This window comes from Martinezella dioscoreae, assembly GCF_009176305.1.
GTDB lineage: Bacteria > Pseudomonadota > Alphaproteobacteria > Rhizobiales > Rhizobiaceae > Rhizobium > Rhizobium dioscoreae.
In genome coordinates this window covers 1,275,952-1,290,488 of sequence record NZ_BLAJ01000001.1, presented here as the reverse complement: position 1 = coordinate 1,290,488, position 14,537 = coordinate 1,275,952, and the positions used below count along the sequence as shown (strand labels likewise).

Annotated in this window: 17 protein-coding genes and 1 tRNA gene; 11 read left to right on the top strand and 7 right to left on the bottom strand. The window is 58.3% G+C overall.

The window, feature by feature from the left end; translation table 11 throughout:
• Nucleotides 1-34: 34 nt before the first annotated feature.
• Complete coding sequence (locus tag GDN47_RS06235) at nt 35-1,444, bottom strand: L-serine ammonia-lyase (RefSeq protein WP_069612245.1); 1,410 nt, start codon at nt 1,442-1,444, stop codon at nt 35-37.
• Nucleotides 1,445-1,642: 198 nt separating this feature from the next.
• Between GDN47_RS06235 and GDN47_RS06230 the strand changes: the two genes are divergently transcribed.
• From GDN47_RS06230 to GDN47_RS06220, 3 genes are all read left to right on the top strand, one after another.
• Complete coding sequence (locus GDN47_RS06230) at nt 1,643-2,335, top strand: DUF599 domain-containing protein (protein ID WP_113333840.1); 693 nt, start codon at nt 1,643-1,645, stop codon at nt 2,333-2,335.
• Nucleotides 2,336-2,396: 61 nt separating this feature from the next.
• Nucleotides 2,397-3,386 carry an acetyltransferase domain-containing protein gene (locus tag GDN47_RS06225; protein ID WP_113333839.1) on the top strand — a complete coding sequence of 330 codons (990 nt, stop codon included), beginning with the start codon at nt 2,397-2,399 and terminating at the stop codon, nt 3,384-3,386.
• Nucleotides 3,387-3,398: 12 nt separating this feature from the next.
• Nucleotides 3,399-3,872 (top strand): methyltransferase family protein, encoded by a 474-nt coding sequence (locus GDN47_RS06220; RefSeq protein WP_113333838.1) that lies wholly within the window; start codon nt 3,399-3,401, stop codon nt 3,870-3,872.
• Between the two features lie 22 nt (nt 3,873-3,894).
• On the opposite strand, the gene GDN47_RS06215 is transcribed toward GDN47_RS06220, so the two are convergent.
• Nucleotides 3,895-4,284 (bottom strand): MerR family transcriptional regulator, encoded by a 390-nt coding sequence (locus GDN47_RS06215; RefSeq protein ID WP_069612249.1) that lies wholly within the window; start codon nt 4,282-4,284, stop codon nt 3,895-3,897.
• A gap of 444 nt (nt 4,285-4,728) precedes the next feature.
• On the opposite strand from GDN47_RS06215, the gene GDN47_RS06210 reads away from it, so the two are divergent.
• Nucleotides 4,729-5,223, top strand: coding sequence for a peptide deformylase (locus GDN47_RS06210; protein ID WP_152092807.1), 495 nt, complete (start codon nt 4,729-4,731; stop codon nt 5,221-5,223).
• 61 nt (nt 5,224-5,284) lie between these two features.
• On the opposite strand, the gene GDN47_RS06205 is transcribed toward GDN47_RS06210, so the two are convergent.
• The 3 genes from GDN47_RS06205 to GDN47_RS06195 all read right to left on the bottom strand — a co-directional run bounded on the left by GDN47_RS06205 (nt 5,285) and on the right by GDN47_RS06195 (nt 6,725).
• Nucleotides 5,285-5,821 (bottom strand): hypothetical protein, encoded by a 537-nt coding sequence (locus tag GDN47_RS06205; RefSeq protein WP_083258154.1) that lies wholly within the window; start codon nt 5,819-5,821, stop codon nt 5,285-5,287.
• A 262-nt stretch (nt 5,822-6,083) separates the two neighbouring features.
• A complete protein-coding gene (locus GDN47_RS06200) occupies nt 6,084-6,389 on the bottom strand; it encodes a hypothetical protein (protein ID WP_113333836.1) in 306 nt (101 codons plus the stop codon).
• A gap of 18 nt (nt 6,390-6,407) precedes the next feature.
• Nucleotides 6,408-6,725, bottom strand: a complete 318-nt coding sequence (locus GDN47_RS06195; protein WP_113333835.1) for a hypothetical protein — start codon at nt 6,723-6,725, stop codon at nt 6,408-6,410.
• A 583-nt stretch (nt 6,726-7,308) separates the two neighbouring features.
• On the opposite strand from GDN47_RS06195, the gene GDN47_RS31910 reads away from it, so the two are divergent.
• On the top strand, nt 7,309-7,470 hold the full coding sequence (locus tag GDN47_RS31910) for a hypothetical protein (RefSeq protein ID WP_162746423.1): 162 nt from the start codon (nt 7,309-7,311) through the stop codon (nt 7,468-7,470).
• Nucleotides 7,471-7,580: 110 nt separating this feature from the next.
• Here the strand turns inward: GDN47_RS31910 and lipB are convergent, their stop codons facing one another.
• Complete coding sequence (lipB, locus tag GDN47_RS06190; protein ID WP_113333849.1) at nt 7,581-8,297, bottom strand: lipoyl(octanoyl) transferase LipB; 717 nt, start codon at nt 8,295-8,297, stop codon at nt 7,581-7,583.
• A gap of 239 nt (nt 8,298-8,536) precedes the next feature.
• On the opposite strand from lipB, the gene GDN47_RS06185 reads away from it, so the two are divergent.
• The 3 genes from GDN47_RS06185 to GDN47_RS06175 all read left to right on the top strand — a co-directional run bounded on the left by GDN47_RS06185 (nt 8,537) and on the right by GDN47_RS06175 (nt 9,400).
• A tRNA-Leu gene (locus tag GDN47_RS06185) sits at nt 8,537-8,621 on the top strand.
• Between the two features lie 292 nt (nt 8,622-8,913).
• Nucleotides 8,914-9,129: a hypothetical protein gene (locus tag GDN47_RS06180; RefSeq protein ID WP_015339986.1), complete on the top strand. Its 216-nt coding sequence runs from the start codon at nt 8,914-8,916 to the stop codon at nt 9,127-9,129.
• A 76-nt stretch (nt 9,130-9,205) separates the two neighbouring features.
• Nucleotides 9,206-9,400, top strand: a complete 195-nt coding sequence (locus GDN47_RS06175) for a hypothetical protein (protein ID WP_113333833.1) — start codon at nt 9,206-9,208, stop codon at nt 9,398-9,400.
• A 144-nt stretch (nt 9,401-9,544) separates the two neighbouring features.
• Here GDN47_RS06175 and GDN47_RS06170 read toward each other — a convergent pair whose 3' ends face one another.
• Nucleotides 9,545-9,967, bottom strand: a complete 423-nt coding sequence (locus GDN47_RS06170) for a helix-turn-helix domain-containing protein (protein ID WP_113333832.1) — start codon at nt 9,965-9,967, stop codon at nt 9,545-9,547.
• A 218-nt stretch (nt 9,968-10,185) separates the two neighbouring features.
• Here GDN47_RS06170 and GDN47_RS06165 point away from each other — a divergent pair, with 218 nt between their 5' ends.
• The 3 genes from GDN47_RS06165 (at nt 10,186) to GDN47_RS06155 (ending at nt 14,502) form a co-directional block, all read left to right on the top strand.
• The gene (locus GDN47_RS06165; protein WP_152092806.1) at nt 10,186-11,121 is read left to right on the top strand and encodes a DMT family transporter; all 936 of its coding nucleotides are present in this window, start codon (nt 10,186-10,188) and stop codon (nt 11,119-11,121) included.
• A gap of 81 nt (nt 11,122-11,202) precedes the next feature.
• Nucleotides 11,203-13,212 carry an acetyl-CoA carboxylase biotin carboxylase subunit gene (locus GDN47_RS06160; RefSeq protein WP_152092805.1) on the top strand — a complete coding sequence of 670 codons (2,010 nt, stop codon included), beginning with the start codon at nt 11,203-11,205 and terminating at the stop codon, nt 13,210-13,212.
• 162 nt (nt 13,213-13,374) lie between these two features.
• Nucleotides 13,375-14,502 carry an S-(hydroxymethyl)glutathione dehydrogenase/class III alcohol dehydrogenase gene (locus tag GDN47_RS06155; RefSeq protein WP_145317324.1) on the top strand — a complete coding sequence of 376 codons (1,128 nt, stop codon included), beginning with the start codon at nt 13,375-13,377 and terminating at the stop codon, nt 14,500-14,502.
• The last annotated feature ends 35 nt before the right edge of the window (nt 14,503-14,537 follow it).

The window sequence follows — 14,537 nt, the reverse complement described above, 5'->3', positions numbered from 1 at the left end:
TGCTCCCAAGATCGCGTTTCGACCTTGGGCCACATCAGCATTCCACGACATTGACGGCGAGGCCGCCAGTCGAGGTTTCCTTGTATTTCTCGCTCATGTCGTGACCCGTCTGGCGCATGGTTTCGATGCAGGCGTCGAGTGGTACGAAATGCTGGCCGTCGCCCTTGATCGCAAGCGAAGCGGCAGTGACCGCCTTGACTGCACCAAGTGCGTTACGCTCGATGCAAGGCACCTGCACCAGGCCGGCGATTGGGTCGCAGGTCATGCCGAGATGGTGTTCAAGCGCGATTTCCGCGGCATTCTCGATCTGCTCCGGCGTCGCCCCCATGACAGCGGCAAGTCCCGCAGCCGCCATCGCGGCCGCCGAGCCCACCTCGCCCTGACAGCCGACTTCGGCGCCTGAGATCGAGGCGTTGTGCTTGATGATGCCGCCGACGGCGGCGGCGGTCAGAAGATAGTTGCGAATGCCGTCCTGATCCCAATCCTCGTGGAAATGCTGATAATAGCGGATCGTTGCCGGAATGACGCCTGCCGCTCCATTGGTCGGCGCTGTGACCACGCGGCCGCCGGCCGCATTCTCTTCATTGACGGCCATGGCGTAGACGCTGAGCCAGTCATTGGCGAGCAGCGGATTGATGCGGTTGCTACGCCATTCTTCCTGCAATTTATCATGGATGGCACGCGCACGCCGGCGCACCTTCAGGCCACCAGGCATGATGCCATCGACCTTGAGGCCACGATCGATGCAGCTGCTCATGGCCGCCCAGATGCGGTCGAGGCCGGCATCCAGCTCTTCGGCGCTCATATGCGTCTCTTCATTGGCGCGCTTCATTTGCGCAATCGAAAGGCCGGAACGCTCGGACATTTCGAGCATCTGCTTGGCGCTGGCGAAGGGGAACGGAACACGCTCGCCGGCTGGGGCAGGCTTTTTCCGGTCGGCCTTCATCTGCTCCAATTCTGTATCGGTGACGACGAAGCCGCCGCCGACGGAATAATAGATGCGCTTGACCAGTAGGCGCTCGTCCTTGTCGAAGGCGGAGAAGCTCATGCCGTTGGCATGACCGGGCAGCGGCACCTTCTTGTCGAAGATGAGATCTGTCTTGGGCTGGAATCGATAGGCCGGATGGCCTGGCGGCGTGATGCGCCCGCTGCGCTCCACTTCGTCGATAATGGCATCCATATGATCGGGATCGACGCTATCAGGCTTCTCGCCCATCAGGCCGAGAATAACCGCCCTGCCCGTGCCGTGGCCAATGCCCGTGTGGGCGAGCGAGCCATGCAGGCTGACCTTGATCGACTCGACATGCACATTCGAAGACGGACGCGGCCATTCGTTCGAAAGAACGAGGTCGAGGAAGCGATTCGCGGCCGACATCGGCCCCATCGTGTGCGAGCTGGACGGTCCCACACCGATCTTGAACACATCGAAAACTGAGAGAAACATGGACCTTTGGTGCCTCCAGGCAAATCGATTTCCGGCAAGGCTACGCTATCGGGGCAAGCTTGCACGGCGATTGGCCGACATCGGATTTCATGGCAGCGACATTACATATAGGCATTCGGGGAAGCAAACAGAAGGCCATTGCACGCAGCCCGCGCTGCGCTACAGTCCACATCGGATTGATCTGGAGAATCTCCCTTTATGACGACTGCCGACTATGTCGCCCTCGCCCTCTTCATCCTTCTCTGGGTCGCGCTGAACTGGATCGTCAGCAGCGCCAGCTTCTTCAATCGTACAAGCCTGACGCTGGCAATGAACGAGCGTCGCCGCGAATGGATCTACAACTCCCTTCGCCGCGACCTGAAGATGATCGACACACAGATCCTCTCAGGCCTGCAGAACGGCACCGGCTTCTTCGCCTCCACCTCGATCTTCGCCATCGGCAGCTGCTTTGCGTTGCTCGGCGCCACCGACAAGATCAATGCCTTCTTCTCCGACATGCCCTTCATCTTCAACGGCGGCCGGACAGCTTTCGAAATCAAGGTGGCCGGGCTTGCCTGTCTCTTTGGCTATGCCTTTTTCAAGTTCGGTTGGGCCTATCGCCTATTCAATTACTGCACCATTCTCTTCGGCTCCCTGCCGATGCTGGAAGATGCCATTCGTGATCCCGTGCATGCCGAACGCGCCGCCGAGCGGGTCATCCGCATGAACATCATCGCGGCCCGGAATTTCAACTCGGGCCTGCGAGCCATTTTCCTGTCGATTGGCTATCTCGGCTGGTTTCTGAGCCCTTACGTTTTCATGGTCACGACCATGTTCATCATCATCGTGCTGGTCCGCCGGCAGTTTTTTTCCGATGCCCGTCTGGCCATTATGGATAGCGATGTGCCATGACATGCTCGCGCCGTCTCAAGCGGCGCTCGTGATCTGAGTTCATGCCTGGAAGGACCCGCCAATGGTCGCTATCGCCGAGAGCGCCGATGCACCGCAAAAGACGCCCCGCATCGGCATTCTGGACACGGCGCGCGGCGTCGCACTCCTGGCCATGGCAAGCTATCACTGCACCTGGGATTTCGAGTTCTTCGGCTATCTCGATTCCGGCACGGCGGAAACAGGCTGGCTGAAGCTTTACGCCCGCGCGATCGCCAGCACCTTCCTGTTTCTGGCAGGATTGAGCCTCGTGCTTGCCAATACGTCGGAGATTCGCTGGCGCTCCTACTGGCGACGACTGGGCATGATCGTGGCAGCCGCCGCTGCCATTTCCCTCGTCACCTTCATCGGCATGCGCGAGGAGTGGATATTCTTCGGCATCCTGCACAGCATCGCGGCGGCAAGTCTCATTGGGCTCCTATTCTTGCGTCTGCCGGCACTTGCCACGCTTCTCGTCGCAATCGTGCTTGCCGTCGGTATTGTCGTCGACAATGTCATTGCGCCTCTATCGCTGCATTCGACATTTTTCGACGTGCCCTGGCTCTGGTGGGTGGGGCTTTCGGAAAACATCCGGCGCTCGAATGACTATGTGCCGCTTTTCCCATGGCTGACGCCATTCCTGTTCGGCGTCGGCGTTGCGCAATTGGCGACATCTCTTGGCTGGCTTAAATGGTTGGCAAAATTCGGCCCCGGCCGCAATCTCATTGCCCGGGCCGGTCGGCACAGTCTGATCTTCTATCTGCTGCACCAGCCGGTGCTGTTCGGCCTCGTCTACCTTTTGTCACTGGTCGCACCGGCTCCGCCTCAGGACGCGACCGTCGGCTATATCAGGCAATGCGTGGCCTCCTGCACCCGGTCGGGCAGCGAATCCATGTGCCGCAGCTTCTGCCAATGCACACTCGATAAATTACAAGCCCAGAATCTTTTCAAACCATTGGAATCCGGGGCGATCAAAGCAGATAGCGATGAACGTGTAAGCCGAATCGCGATACAATGTACGGATGAAGCGCAATGACAGGGTTATTCTATGAATGCCTATCGTTCGAAGTCGCTGAGTTTTCCGTGGCCGCCGCTGCTCTATAGCCTCGCCGTCATGGCGGCGCTGTATCTGCAGCGGGTGTATCCCTTGCCTTTGCCCTTTGTCTGGGCGCTTGTTTCTTGGGTGTTTGGCGCGCTTCTGACCGCCTTCGCCGTGACGCTGAACGTCTGGGCCGTCAAGACGCTCCTAGAGCGCCGCACGACCGTTCTGACGCAGCGCTGTACGGCGCATCTGGTGACGACTGGCCCCTTTCGCTTCACCCGCAACCCGACCTATCTCGGCTATACCTTGCTGACCGCGGGCCTCGGCCTGCTGATCGGCAATCTCTGGTTCCTAGCGATGGCGGCCGTGGCGGCTGCCTTGACGACATTGCTCGTCATCCGTTGCGAAGAGATGCATCTCCTCTCGCGATTCGGCTGTGAATTCGAATTCTATTGCAAGCGGACGCGCCGCTGGCTCTGACAAGCTGAAGGCCTGGTCGCGATCACGTCCCGACGCCAATTTCGGCGAGACGTCCAAGGCAAGCTTCTTCGACATTGTCGAGTTCGCTCAGCGTATCGTCGATATCCTTGCGCTTCTGGCGCAGCTCATCGCGCTTCTCATCGACGCGCTTCATCAGCAGTTTGAGCTGGCCGATCTCGCCTGGAGGTTCCTTGTAGACCTGGATGATCTCGCGGATTTCGGCGATGGTAAAACCGATGCGGCGGCCCCGCAGGATTTCCATGATCAGACGACGGTCCGCCGGACGGAACAGGCGCGTACGGCCTCTGCGCTCAGGATGGATAAGACCCTCGTCCTCATAGAACCTCAACGTCCGGGTCGAAACCCCGAATTCCCGAGTGAGCTCCGTTATGCTATAGTATCCGTCGACCAAGAATCCGCCCCTATCTGCTGTCCATGATAATATTGACTTTTACGTAATAGTCAATTTTCGCGGGTTGCAGTCAGTTCCCGACCCGCCAGTGCCGCCCAAAACCACAGGCTCGCAAGCCCCGACAGGGCAAAATTCCTCGTAAATTCGATGGGAACGGTCATAAAAGCAGAGGACGCCTCAGCCATTCGATGCACGAATCATGCGATGGAGGTTCGAATGGCGGAATGCGGTGATTGCATCTTCAACGATGGCAGACGTCATTCGGCTAGAAGGCCTCCGGCTCGCCCGACGTCCCTTATTGGGCTCGATTGAAATCGATGTAAAACAAGTGGATGATGGAAAAAGCTCATAGGGAAAGCGCAGCCATCGGGACGGTGGCATTGCAACCACCTTCCCCTTATTCTGGCAGCCTCTTGCCTATGTCTTCCATCCGTAGAGGGTCCCATGCCGGTTCGCCCCATCATCCGCTTTCCCGATCCGCTACTACGAACCGCCTGCGCTGCTGTCACCGCCTTCGACGACGATCTGCAAGCGCTCGTCGCCGACCTGCTGGATACGATACTGGCTGCGCCCGGCGTCGGCATCACGGGCCCGCATATCGGTGTCCTCAAGCGAGTCGTCGTGATTGAACTCAGCCGCGAAGATGGCGTGCGCACCTATATCAATCCGGAAATCCTATGGTCGTCGCCGGAAACCATGCGGCATACGGAGGGCAGCGTTTCCATGCCCGGAGTGACGGAAGAGATCGTCAGACCGAAATCGATCCGCTTTCGCTATCGGGATGTCGCTGGCGAGGCCCATGAAGCTGAGGCGCATGACTTTCTGGCCATCTGCATCCAGCACGAGATCGACCAGCTGGACGGCATTTTCTGGCTGCAGCGGCTTTCTAAGCTCAAGCGCGACCGACTGGTGAAGAAATGGGAGAAGATGCAGTATTGACGCAAGCAAAACAAAACGGGCGCCCGAAAGCGCCCGTCCTGTCGTCAATTAAAATAGACAATCAGCCCTTGAGCTTGGAATTGCAGAGGCTGTAGTAGCCGCCGCCCTTCTGAATCCACTTCAGACCGCCGAGCGAATTGCTGGTCTTGGCGGCGTTGTATGCATCGACGCAGGTGTGGAAGCGGGCTTTGCCGGGCGTCTCGGTAGCATATTTTGGGTCGACCTTTGCCGGGAAGGTTACGCCAGCTGGCGCAGCCGTCGTCGGCTTTGCCGGTTCGGCTGCCGGCGGCTTCGTCGCGTCGGGCTCGCTGGCATCGACCTTGGCAGCCGCAGTGGTCTTCGCCGGCTTGGCAGGCGTCGTAGCCGCTGGTGCGGTGGCTGCGGGAGCGGTAGTCGTAGTGGCGCTGGCGTCCGCACTGCACTGCGTTGCGCGGAAGTCATTCCACTTCTGGCCATTCAAGGTACCAGCGGTCTTGGCCGCCTGGTATTTGGCGCTGCACTCTTTCATGGTTAGCGCAGAAGCCGAAGAAGCGAGGCCCATCGAGCCTACAACTGTGAGAGACGCAAGAGACATCAACAGGATGGCACGACTTGTCATTGGCATATCCTCCGCTCTATGACGAATGTCGAAACTATTAATCGTATCGTCCATATCGATTGTCAATCGACGCGCGATCTGGGGGCGACGGAAGACACCATATGCGGACGAACATGAACGCAAACTGTACAAAAATAGCCATCAAAAAGAGTGGCTTGGCTGGGCTGACAATCCTTGATGGCGGTTCGCCGGCGCGCTGAGTGCAGCCGGAGGTAGAAAGAGACCGCAACCCCGATCTGGCATATTGATCGGCATGATTCTGCTATTCGCAGGTCAGCGATGCGCTTGGGCTGCAATAGCACTCATAACGAGGAGCCGGGCAGGTTGCGGTCGCGAGGCTGAAATCCTGGCAATTGCATTGGACGTGAAACTGTTGATCTGCCGTTGCGGATGTCGCGCTGTAGATCGAAAAGCCGGTGCCGATATCGGCCGGACGAGACCCGACGCTGAAGGAATAGGTCGAAGTTGCGCTTTGCGGCGGCGAGTTATCCTGCTGACCCCACGCCATCAATGGAAGGCAGAGCACACCGAAGATGGCAAGCAATAGCCTGGAAGACGATTTGGCCATATCTCGCGCCCACCTTTCCTACTGGCACATCAGATAAGCGTGCGGAACGCAGGTGCATGCGTAAGATTGGGTCGGGCACGTCATGTCCTGCAATGTCCGGTCGTCGCAATTGCACGTTACGAAATAGGATGAATTGTTCGGCATCTTCAGAATGCTCGAGGTGGAATAGCCGCTGCCAAGATCCGCGCGCCGATAGCTGAAGCTTGAAGCCGAATTCTGGGCATTCTGGTTGCCGCCGGCGGTCTGAGCCATGACCGGCAAGACGGACACGGTAAGGAGGAGTAGCGCCTTGAAGCCTGTCTTCCAATAACGGGTCACGCCAAAAACGGCTCTCATTGTCCTTACTCCATTCTGCAGTTTTGCTTGGGAATGAACTCTAATTTCGGAATGTTTCTTCCGTTTCTCCGTCTGTTGCTAAACCTTTCCTGTCCGCAATTTTCAGCCATGAGATGAACGGAACGTCGCCGGTGCCGCGTCTCGGCACAATGGTTGGGAAAACCCCTGTGGCTTACGTCCAACCCCCTTGCCGACGATATCACCACCGCGCGGAGGGAAAAAGTCGTTAGGACCCTATCAAAGGCCGACGGCGATCACGGTTTCGCGAGGAATAGGAGCGATTGTGGGAGGGATACAACCTATCCTGAAACTTGGACCTTGAAGTGCAGACGCATCGCCCTAATTTCATTAGTGCAGTTCCCCTATCTGTGCCCTGGACGCTCTCCCTTCCAGGGCATTTTTCTTTTGTGGCACTTTTCTTGTCGAGCCGGGCATGCGGTGAAAACGGACCATCGCACCAAATGATTCGCAACGGCTCCCAAATGGGCGTAAGCTGTCCTCACCGTTGGCTACCGAACCCGTAGGCGCCATCGGCTGAGAGAGACGACGCGCTCTCGCCTGCAGAGGTCAAGGAGTTACCCGCATGACCTCGCATGATAATCACGACAATATCTTGAGCGATCAGAAACTGCATGATCTTCTCAGGGCAGAAGACAAAATAGATCTTTTGGAAAAATCGAAACGGCGCGCTTTGGATGAATTGGAAGTGCCCGTGCCAGAGGATGCCGAACAGTTTTCCTTGTGAGGGATGGCGGCTTTTTCGCAGTAGATCGGACAGGTCGTTTGACCTGTCCTGCTTAGCGCTGGAATTCCGCGCAGCATCCTGGATCGCCTTCCGGCGATCACCGATTGGCTTCAAGCGTCATTGATCGTTTCGCCGAAGACTTGTTCGAACGCCTCGCGGAGACGGATATCGACATCCGCCATCATGACCGGCAGGCCAAGATCGACGAGGCTGGTGACGCCATAAGCCGAGATTCCGCAAGGAATGATGCCGGTGAAGTGCCCGAGATCGGGGTCGACGTTCAGCGAAAGGCCGTGAAATGTCACCCATTTGCGCACACGGATACCGAGGGCTGCAATTTTGTCCTCCGCCACGGTACCGTCTGCAAGAATCGGCTTCTCCGGGCGCCTGACCCATACGCCGACCCGATCTTCTCGCCGCTCGCCACGTACATTCATCGAATCAAGCGTGCGAATGATGACCTCCTCGAGCGCGCCGACGAAGGCGCGGATATCCTGTCGCCGACACTTCAGGTCCAGCATGACATAGGCCACGCGCTGACCTGGCCCGTGATAGGTATATTCGCCGCCGCGTCCGGTCGCAAAGACCGGGAATCGATCCGGCTCGATCAGATCGGCGGCATTGGCGCTGGTGCCTGCCGTATAGAGTGGCGGATGCTCGACCAGCCAGACGAGTTCCGGCGCCCGCCCCTCAGCAATCGCGGCCACTTCCGCCTCCATCGTGGCCACGGCCTCTTCATATGGCACGAGGCCCTCGCTGATCCGCCAGCGGACGGGCGGCGTGCCTTGAACGGGAAACATTTGGTGAGAAAGTTCGGTGCGAAGCATATGGCAGTCCTTTGCGCGCCGCGCCGGCCGCATATGTGGAAAACTTGCGTGCCGACGGGTTGTCCACATATGGCGCTATTCGGGCGGGAATTCAAACATGTAAGGCGTTTCCGCCGCATCCGGACCAGCTCGATCGGGCGAGCTGTGAAGGAATTTAAAAAAACTGACATATCGCTCTTGTGCCCCCCGAATGCTTTTGCTACATGCAGCCGCGCCGGAGCAATCTGGCCTACCACGATGCGGTCGTGGCGGAATTGGTAGACGCGCAGCGTTGAGGTCGCTGTGGGGCAACCCGTGGAAGTTCGAGTCTTCTCGACCGCACCAAGAACCCGGCTTTGGCCGGGTTTTTTGTTTTTGAAACAATACCTAGCCAGCTCTTGTTTCAGCGTGACATTATCTGACATGCTATCGTCCACCCGCGGACGACACGCGAACCGATCAAAGCGTCGGGAATATTGCGGTGCCGCCCCGTTATCCAAACAAGTTGCTCACGAAATTTATGCCAAGAGGTAATTCACCTACCCTGATGGGCCGGAACAGCCGTCGTATTTCCATGGTCACTTGACTTCGCGCTCCTCTCTGGCACCGTGAACTTCTTCAGATATGGGGAAGATGAATGACGCCGGAACGCTTTTCAGAATGCCTTTTGCATATACGCTGGACGCCCATCAATCTGGCGAGCGCTCTGCAATGCGACCTGTCATGGGTGGAGGCGCTGGAAGCTGGAAATGCCAAAGTCCCGGAAGGGTTGGCGGAATGGCTGGAAACTCTAGCGCAATGCCATGAGAAAGCCGGCGTTCCAACCACTTATCGCGGCCGCGGACACGACTGAGATTGAGGGATACGAGCCCGGAAAACGAATGACAGCTCGAAACAGCGGATAACTCATTCCAACGGAGGGATTGGAGATGAATGATGATTTTCGCTTGAAGCTTATCAAAATCAGAGGCGAAAAGATCGCCCATCGCAACGAACTGCTGGCGATGAAGATGCAGGGCGCAAATACCAAAGGGGCTGGCCAGGATATCGATCTCGACGGCATGATCGCCCGCGAACAGCTCGCGATCGATAATCTCGACGATACGATTGCCCGTCTCAGTTAGAGCAATTCCAGGAAAAGTGCGTAGCGTTTTTCCGTCCCGAATTGAAAGAAAACAAAAAGATAGAGCGGTTCGGGGATTCCATGAAAAGCTGAGCCTCTCAAGAGAAGTTCAGCGCAGCGCCATGAATGTTAAAGGTCGCCACGCTCAATGCGCCACATCCTTGCTGAGATTGCGTAGCCTGATCTGATGGTCGAGGCGTTCAAGCTGGTTTGTCGTCGCCTCGATCAGCCGGCCGATCTCCTGATAGGCCGTCCGAAGCCGCGAAAGCTCGTTCCTGACAGCTTCCAGCGCGCGTTCGTCGCTGTCTTCTCCCGGCCCATCACCAGATCCCGTCATCAACCATGCCGGAGAAACATCGAAAAGCGCCGACATTTTCGCCAGAGCGGAGGGATTGGGTTCAGCCCGATCGGATTCCCAGGCGAGCATCGTCTCCTCGCTGACGCCAAGCTGTCCAGCGAGCGTCTTGAGACTGATTCCCGCTGCATCGCGCGCCATGGACAAGCGCCCTCCAAGCGTATCACCGCCTTCATCCGAAAAAACGGTCGTCTCTTGTTCTGGTTTGAACATCGGTGCGATCCCTTTCCTGGTTGCGCCGGCAGTTTTGTGCCGCGCATTCATGTTTTAGCTGTTTCCAAAGCTCCAGATAGGTCTAAGGGCGTCATCTCGCCATGGCCATCTGTCCCAATTGGAAAAGTCTGATACTTTTCGCTGGCTGTCCGCGAGACTTGCAGCTCGCTCCTGATCGCGCCTTGATTGCATGCTTTTCCTGTGTTTGATGTTCGTGCATGTCCATCTCTCCCGCCGTTTCCACGCAGCAGAACCCGCTTCGAGGCATGACCATCATGGCAAGCGCCATGATCCTGCTGCCGACGATGGATGCGATCGCCAAATACATGGCGAGCTTCGAAGGCATGTCGCCGGGCCAGGTGACCTTCTATCGCTTCTTCTTCCAGCTTGTCTGCATGCTGCCGCTGCTCGCGACCGCAACCGGACGGTCAGCCTTTTCTGCAAAGCGCCCCTGGATGAATCTGCTGCGCGGCTCGCTTCATGGCGCTGCGAGCCTGCTCTTCTTCGCAGCGGTCAAATACATGCCGCTTGCCGATGTCTTCGCCATCTATTTCGTTGAACCCTTCATGCTGACGGCGCTTTCTGCTCTATTTCTTGGCGATAAGGTCGGCTGGCGGCGATGGCTGGCGATCGTTATCGGCTTCGGCGGCGCAATGATCGTGATTCAGCCGAGTTTTGCGATCTTTGGACTGAAGGCGCTGCTGCCGGTCGCCTGCGCTTTTCTCTATGCGCTGTATCTCTTTATGAACCGCGCCGTCGGTGAAGCGGATTCGCCGCTGACGATGCAGATCATGGCGGGTCTCGGTGGTACCGTCTTCATGGCCTTGGCTCTGTTCGCCGGCTCGTTAGCCGGTACTGCGGATTTTGCTCCGTCCCTGCCCGCCTCGGCACTCGGACTGGTGCTTCTGCTGATTCTCGGTTCGATATCGGGCTACGCGCATATGCTTGTCGTCAGAGCCTTCCGGCTGGCGCCCTTGTCCCTACTCGCTCCATTTCAATATTTCGAGATCATCTCCGCCACCGTCCTCGGCTACGCGATCTTCGGCGATTTCCCCAATCTTTCCAAATGGATCGGCATATCAATCATCGTCAGCTCCGGCCTTTTCATCATCTGGCGGGAACGCGTTCAATCGAGATTGGAAAAAACCGCGTGAGCGCAGACATCTTGCGCATGGACCGGGCACGCAATTTATGGCTAAAACACTGACTGAATAGGGTATTTGGGCGGAGATTGCATGTTCAAGAAAATCCTGATCGCCAATCGTGGCGAGATCGCCTGCCGCGTCATCAAGACCGCGCGACGAATGGGCATCCTCACGGTCGCCGTCTATTCGGATGCCGATCGGGACGCATTGCATGTCGAAATGGCCGATGAATCCGTACATATCGGCCCAGCTCCCGCAGCCGAAAGCTATCTCCTCGCCGACAAGATCATCGCTGCCTGCAAGCAGACAGGCGCGGAAGCGGTTCATCCAGGCTACGGTTTTCTCTCCGAGCGCGCCTCCTTCTGCGCGGCGCTGGAGAAGGAAGGCATCGTCTTCATCGGCCCGAAGCCAAAGGCGATCGAAGCCATGGGCGACAAGATCGAATCGAAGAAATTCGCCAATGCCGCCAAGGTCTCCACGGTTCCGGGCTATCTCGGCATCATCGATGATGCCGATCACGCAGAAAGGATCGCTGCCGAGATCGGCTATCCCGTGATGATCAAGGCGTCCGCTGGCGGCGGCGGTAAGGGCATGCGCATCGCCTGGAGCAAGGACGAAGTGCGCGATGGTTTCGAGCGCGCCCGTTCGGAGGCGAAAAGCTCGTTCGGCGACGACCGCGTCTTCATCGAGAAATTCGTCGTCGATCCCAGGCACATCGAGATCCAGGTGCTGGCCGATGCCCATGGCAACGTCGTTTATCTTGGCGAGCGCGAATGCTCCATCCAGCGCCGGAACCAGAAGGTCGTCGAAGAAGCGCCCTCGCCTTTCCTGGATGAAGCGACGCGCAAGGCCATGGGCGAGCAGTCCGTGGCGCTTGCCAAGGCCGTCGATTATCAGAGCGCCGGCACGGTCGAATTCATCGTCGATCGCGATAGGAACTTCTATTTCCTCGAAATGAATACCCGCCTGCAAGTCGAACATCCGGTGACGGAGCTCGTGACCGGCATCGATCTCGTCGAGCAGATGATCCGCGTTGCAGCGGGCGAAAAACTGCCGTTCAAGCAATCGGATATCAAGCTCAACGGCTGGGCGATCGAAAGCCGCCTGTATGCGGAGGATCCCTATCGCAACTTCCTGCCCTCGATCGGCCGTCTGACGCGCTATCGTCCTCCGCGCGAGGGTAACACGAAGAAATCGATCGTGCGCAACGATACCGGCGTCTTCGAAGGCGCCGAAATCTCCATGTATTACGATCCGATGATCGCCAAGCTCTGCACCTGGGCTCCAACGCGGCTAGAGGCGATCGAAGCGATGGGTGAAGCCCTGGATGGGTTTGTCGTCGATGGCATCGAGCACAATATGCCGTTCCTATCCGCATTGATGAAACATCCGCGTTGGCGCGAAGGCCGCCTCTCCACGGGCTTCATTGCCGAGGAATATCCCGATGGCTTCGCGCCGGCGACGCCGGACGAGGACCAAACCGCTTTGCTGTCGACAATCGCCCTTTCCTGCAGCCTCATCGAATCCAACCGCCGTGAACGCTATGGCGACCGGCTGCGTCCGACCGCCGCGCCGCTGCGGGAGAGCTGGGTCGTCAAGCTCGGTGCCGACTATCTGCCTGTGACATTGCTTGAAGGCGTGGTGACCATTCCCTTCGAGATGGACATGCAGATCGGCGCCCAAACCGTAACTGTCGCAACCGACTGGCGTCCCGGCGACTCGGTATGGGTCGGCACCATCGACGGCCGCAAGCTGACGGCCCAGATCCGCACCGTCCTCAATGGTCTGCGCATCGATTGGCAAGGCATTTCCGTCCGAGCCTGGGTGTTCACGCCGCGCCAGGCCGAGCTCGACAAGCTGATGCCCGTCAAATTGCCGCCGGATACGTCGAAGCTGCTGCTCTGCCCCATGCCGGGCCTAGTCGTGGCGATTGCCGTTGCCGAGGGACAGGAAGTCAAGGCGGGCGAAACGCTGGCCATCGTCGAAGCAATGAAGATGGAAAATGTCCTGCGCGCTGAACGCGATCTGGTCATCGGCAAGATCAACGCCAAGCCGGGCGAAAGCCTCGCCGTCGACGCCGTGATCATGGAATTCGCCTGATCGAGAAGCTTCGCCATCGCGGCCATATGGAAAAGCTTGCGTGGCGATTGCTCGGCCAAAACATGATAATTGCGACGCCAAGTGTCTGATTTTGGCTTGAGCCGCCCCGTGCGCCCATGCCAATGTCGCGCGGACCAAATCATAGCAAGAAGGGATGAGATCATGGACGTAAGAGCAGCGGTCGCGGTTGCGGCTGGCAAGCCGCTTGAGGTGATGACGGTTCAGCTGGAGGGGCCGAAGGCCGGCGAAGTGCTGATCGAGGTCAAGGCGACCGGCATCTGCCATACCGATGATTTCACCCTGTCCGGTGCCGATCCGGAAGGCCTCTTCCCGGCAATCCTCGGCCATGAGGGTGCCGGCATCGTCGTCGATGTCGGGCCGGGAGTGACCTCGGTGAAGAAGGGCGATCACGTCATTCCGCTCTATACGCCCGAATGCCGCGAATGCCCGTCGTGCCTCTCGCGCAAGACCAATCTTTGCACCGCGATCCGCTCGACCCAGGGCCAGGGCCTGATGCCGGACGGCACCTCGCGCTTCTCGATCGGCAAGGACAAGATCCATCACTATATGGGCTGCTCGACCTTCGCCAATTATACCGTGCTGCCGGAGATCGCCGTCGCCAAGGTCAATCCCGACGCCCCCTTCGACAAGATCTGCTATATCGGCTGCGGTGTGACGACCGGCATCGGTGCAGTCATCAACACCGCCAAGGTGGAGATGGGCGCAACGGCCATCGTCTTCGGTCTCGGCGGCATCGGCCTCAATGTCATTCAGGGCCTGCGGCTTGCCGGTGCCGACATGATCATCGGCGTCGATCTCAACAACGACAAGAAGGCCTGGGGCGAGCGCTTCGGCATGACGCATTTCGTCAATCCGAAGGAGGTCGGCGACGACATCGTGCCCTACCTCGTCAACATGACGAAGCGCGGGGCCGACCAGATCGGCGGCGCCGACTATACCTTCGACTGCACCGGCAACACCAAGGTCATGCGCCAGGCGCTGGAAGCAAGCCATCGCGGCTGGGGCAAGTCCGTCGTCATCGGCGTGGCCGGCGCCGGCCAGGAGATCTCGACGCGTCCGTTCCAGCTGGTGACGGGCCGCACCTGGATGGGCACGGCCTTCGGCGGCGCGCGTGGCCGCACCGATGTGCCGAAGATCGTCGACTGGTACATGGAAGGTAAAATCCAGATCGATCCGATGATCACCCACACCATGCCGCTCGACGACATCAACAAGGGTTTTGAACTCATGCATTCGGGTGAAAGCATCCGCAGCGTCGTGCTGTATTGAGGCAGAAAGCCACTCGACTGAACGTATGCGGCGCA

Bases quoted from the DNA above. Each gene is read 5' to 3' on its own strand.
- GDN47_RS06235 (WP_069612245.1), bottom strand. From the start codon at position 1,444: ATGTTTCTCTCAGTTTTCGATGTGTTCAAGATCGGTGTGGGACCGTCC.
- GDN47_RS06230 (WP_113333840.1), top strand. From the start codon at position 1,643: ATGACGACTGCCGACTATGTCGCCCTCGCCCTCTTCATCCTTCTCTGG.
- GDN47_RS06225 (WP_113333839.1), top strand. From the start codon at position 2,397: ATGGTCGCTATCGCCGAGAGCGCCGATGCACCGCAAAAGACGCCCCGC.
- GDN47_RS06220 (WP_113333838.1), top strand. From the start codon at position 3,399: ATGAATGCCTATCGTTCGAAGTCGCTGAGTTTTCCGTGGCCGCCGCTG.
- GDN47_RS06210 (WP_152092807.1), top strand. From the start codon at position 4,729: ATGCCGGTTCGCCCCATCATCCGCTTTCCCGATCCGCTACTACGAACC.
- GDN47_RS06205 (WP_083258154.1), bottom strand. From the start codon at position 5,821: ATGACAAGTCGTGCCATCCTGTTGATGTCTCTTGCGTCTCTCACAGTT.
- GDN47_RS06200 (WP_113333836.1), bottom strand. From the start codon at position 6,389: ATGGCCAAATCGTCTTCCAGGCTATTGCTTGCCATCTTCGGTGTGCTC.
- GDN47_RS06195 (WP_113333835.1), bottom strand. From the start codon at position 6,725: ATGAGAGCCGTTTTTGGCGTGACCCGTTATTGGAAGACAGGCTTCAAG.
- GDN47_RS31910 (WP_162746423.1), top strand. From the start codon at position 7,309: ATGACCTCGCATGATAATCACGACAATATCTTGAGCGATCAGAAACTG.
- lipB (WP_113333849.1), bottom strand. From the start codon at position 8,297: ATGCTTCGCACCGAACTTTCTCACCAAATGTTTCCCGTTCAAGGCACG.
- GDN47_RS06180 (WP_015339986.1), top strand. From the start codon at position 8,914: ATGACGCCGGAACGCTTTTCAGAATGCCTTTTGCATATACGCTGGACG.
- GDN47_RS06175 (WP_113333833.1), top strand. From the start codon at position 9,206: ATGAATGATGATTTTCGCTTGAAGCTTATCAAAATCAGAGGCGAAAAG.
- GDN47_RS06170 (WP_113333832.1), bottom strand. From the start codon at position 9,967: ATGTTCAAACCAGAACAAGAGACGACCGTTTTTTCGGATGAAGGCGGT.
- GDN47_RS06165 (WP_152092806.1), top strand. From the start codon at position 10,186: ATGTCCATCTCTCCCGCCGTTTCCACGCAGCAGAACCCGCTTCGAGGC.
- GDN47_RS06160 (WP_152092805.1), top strand. From the start codon at position 11,203: ATGTTCAAGAAAATCCTGATCGCCAATCGTGGCGAGATCGCCTGCCGC.
- GDN47_RS06155 (WP_145317324.1), top strand. From the start codon at position 13,375: ATGGACGTAAGAGCAGCGGTCGCGGTTGCGGCTGGCAAGCCGCTTGAG.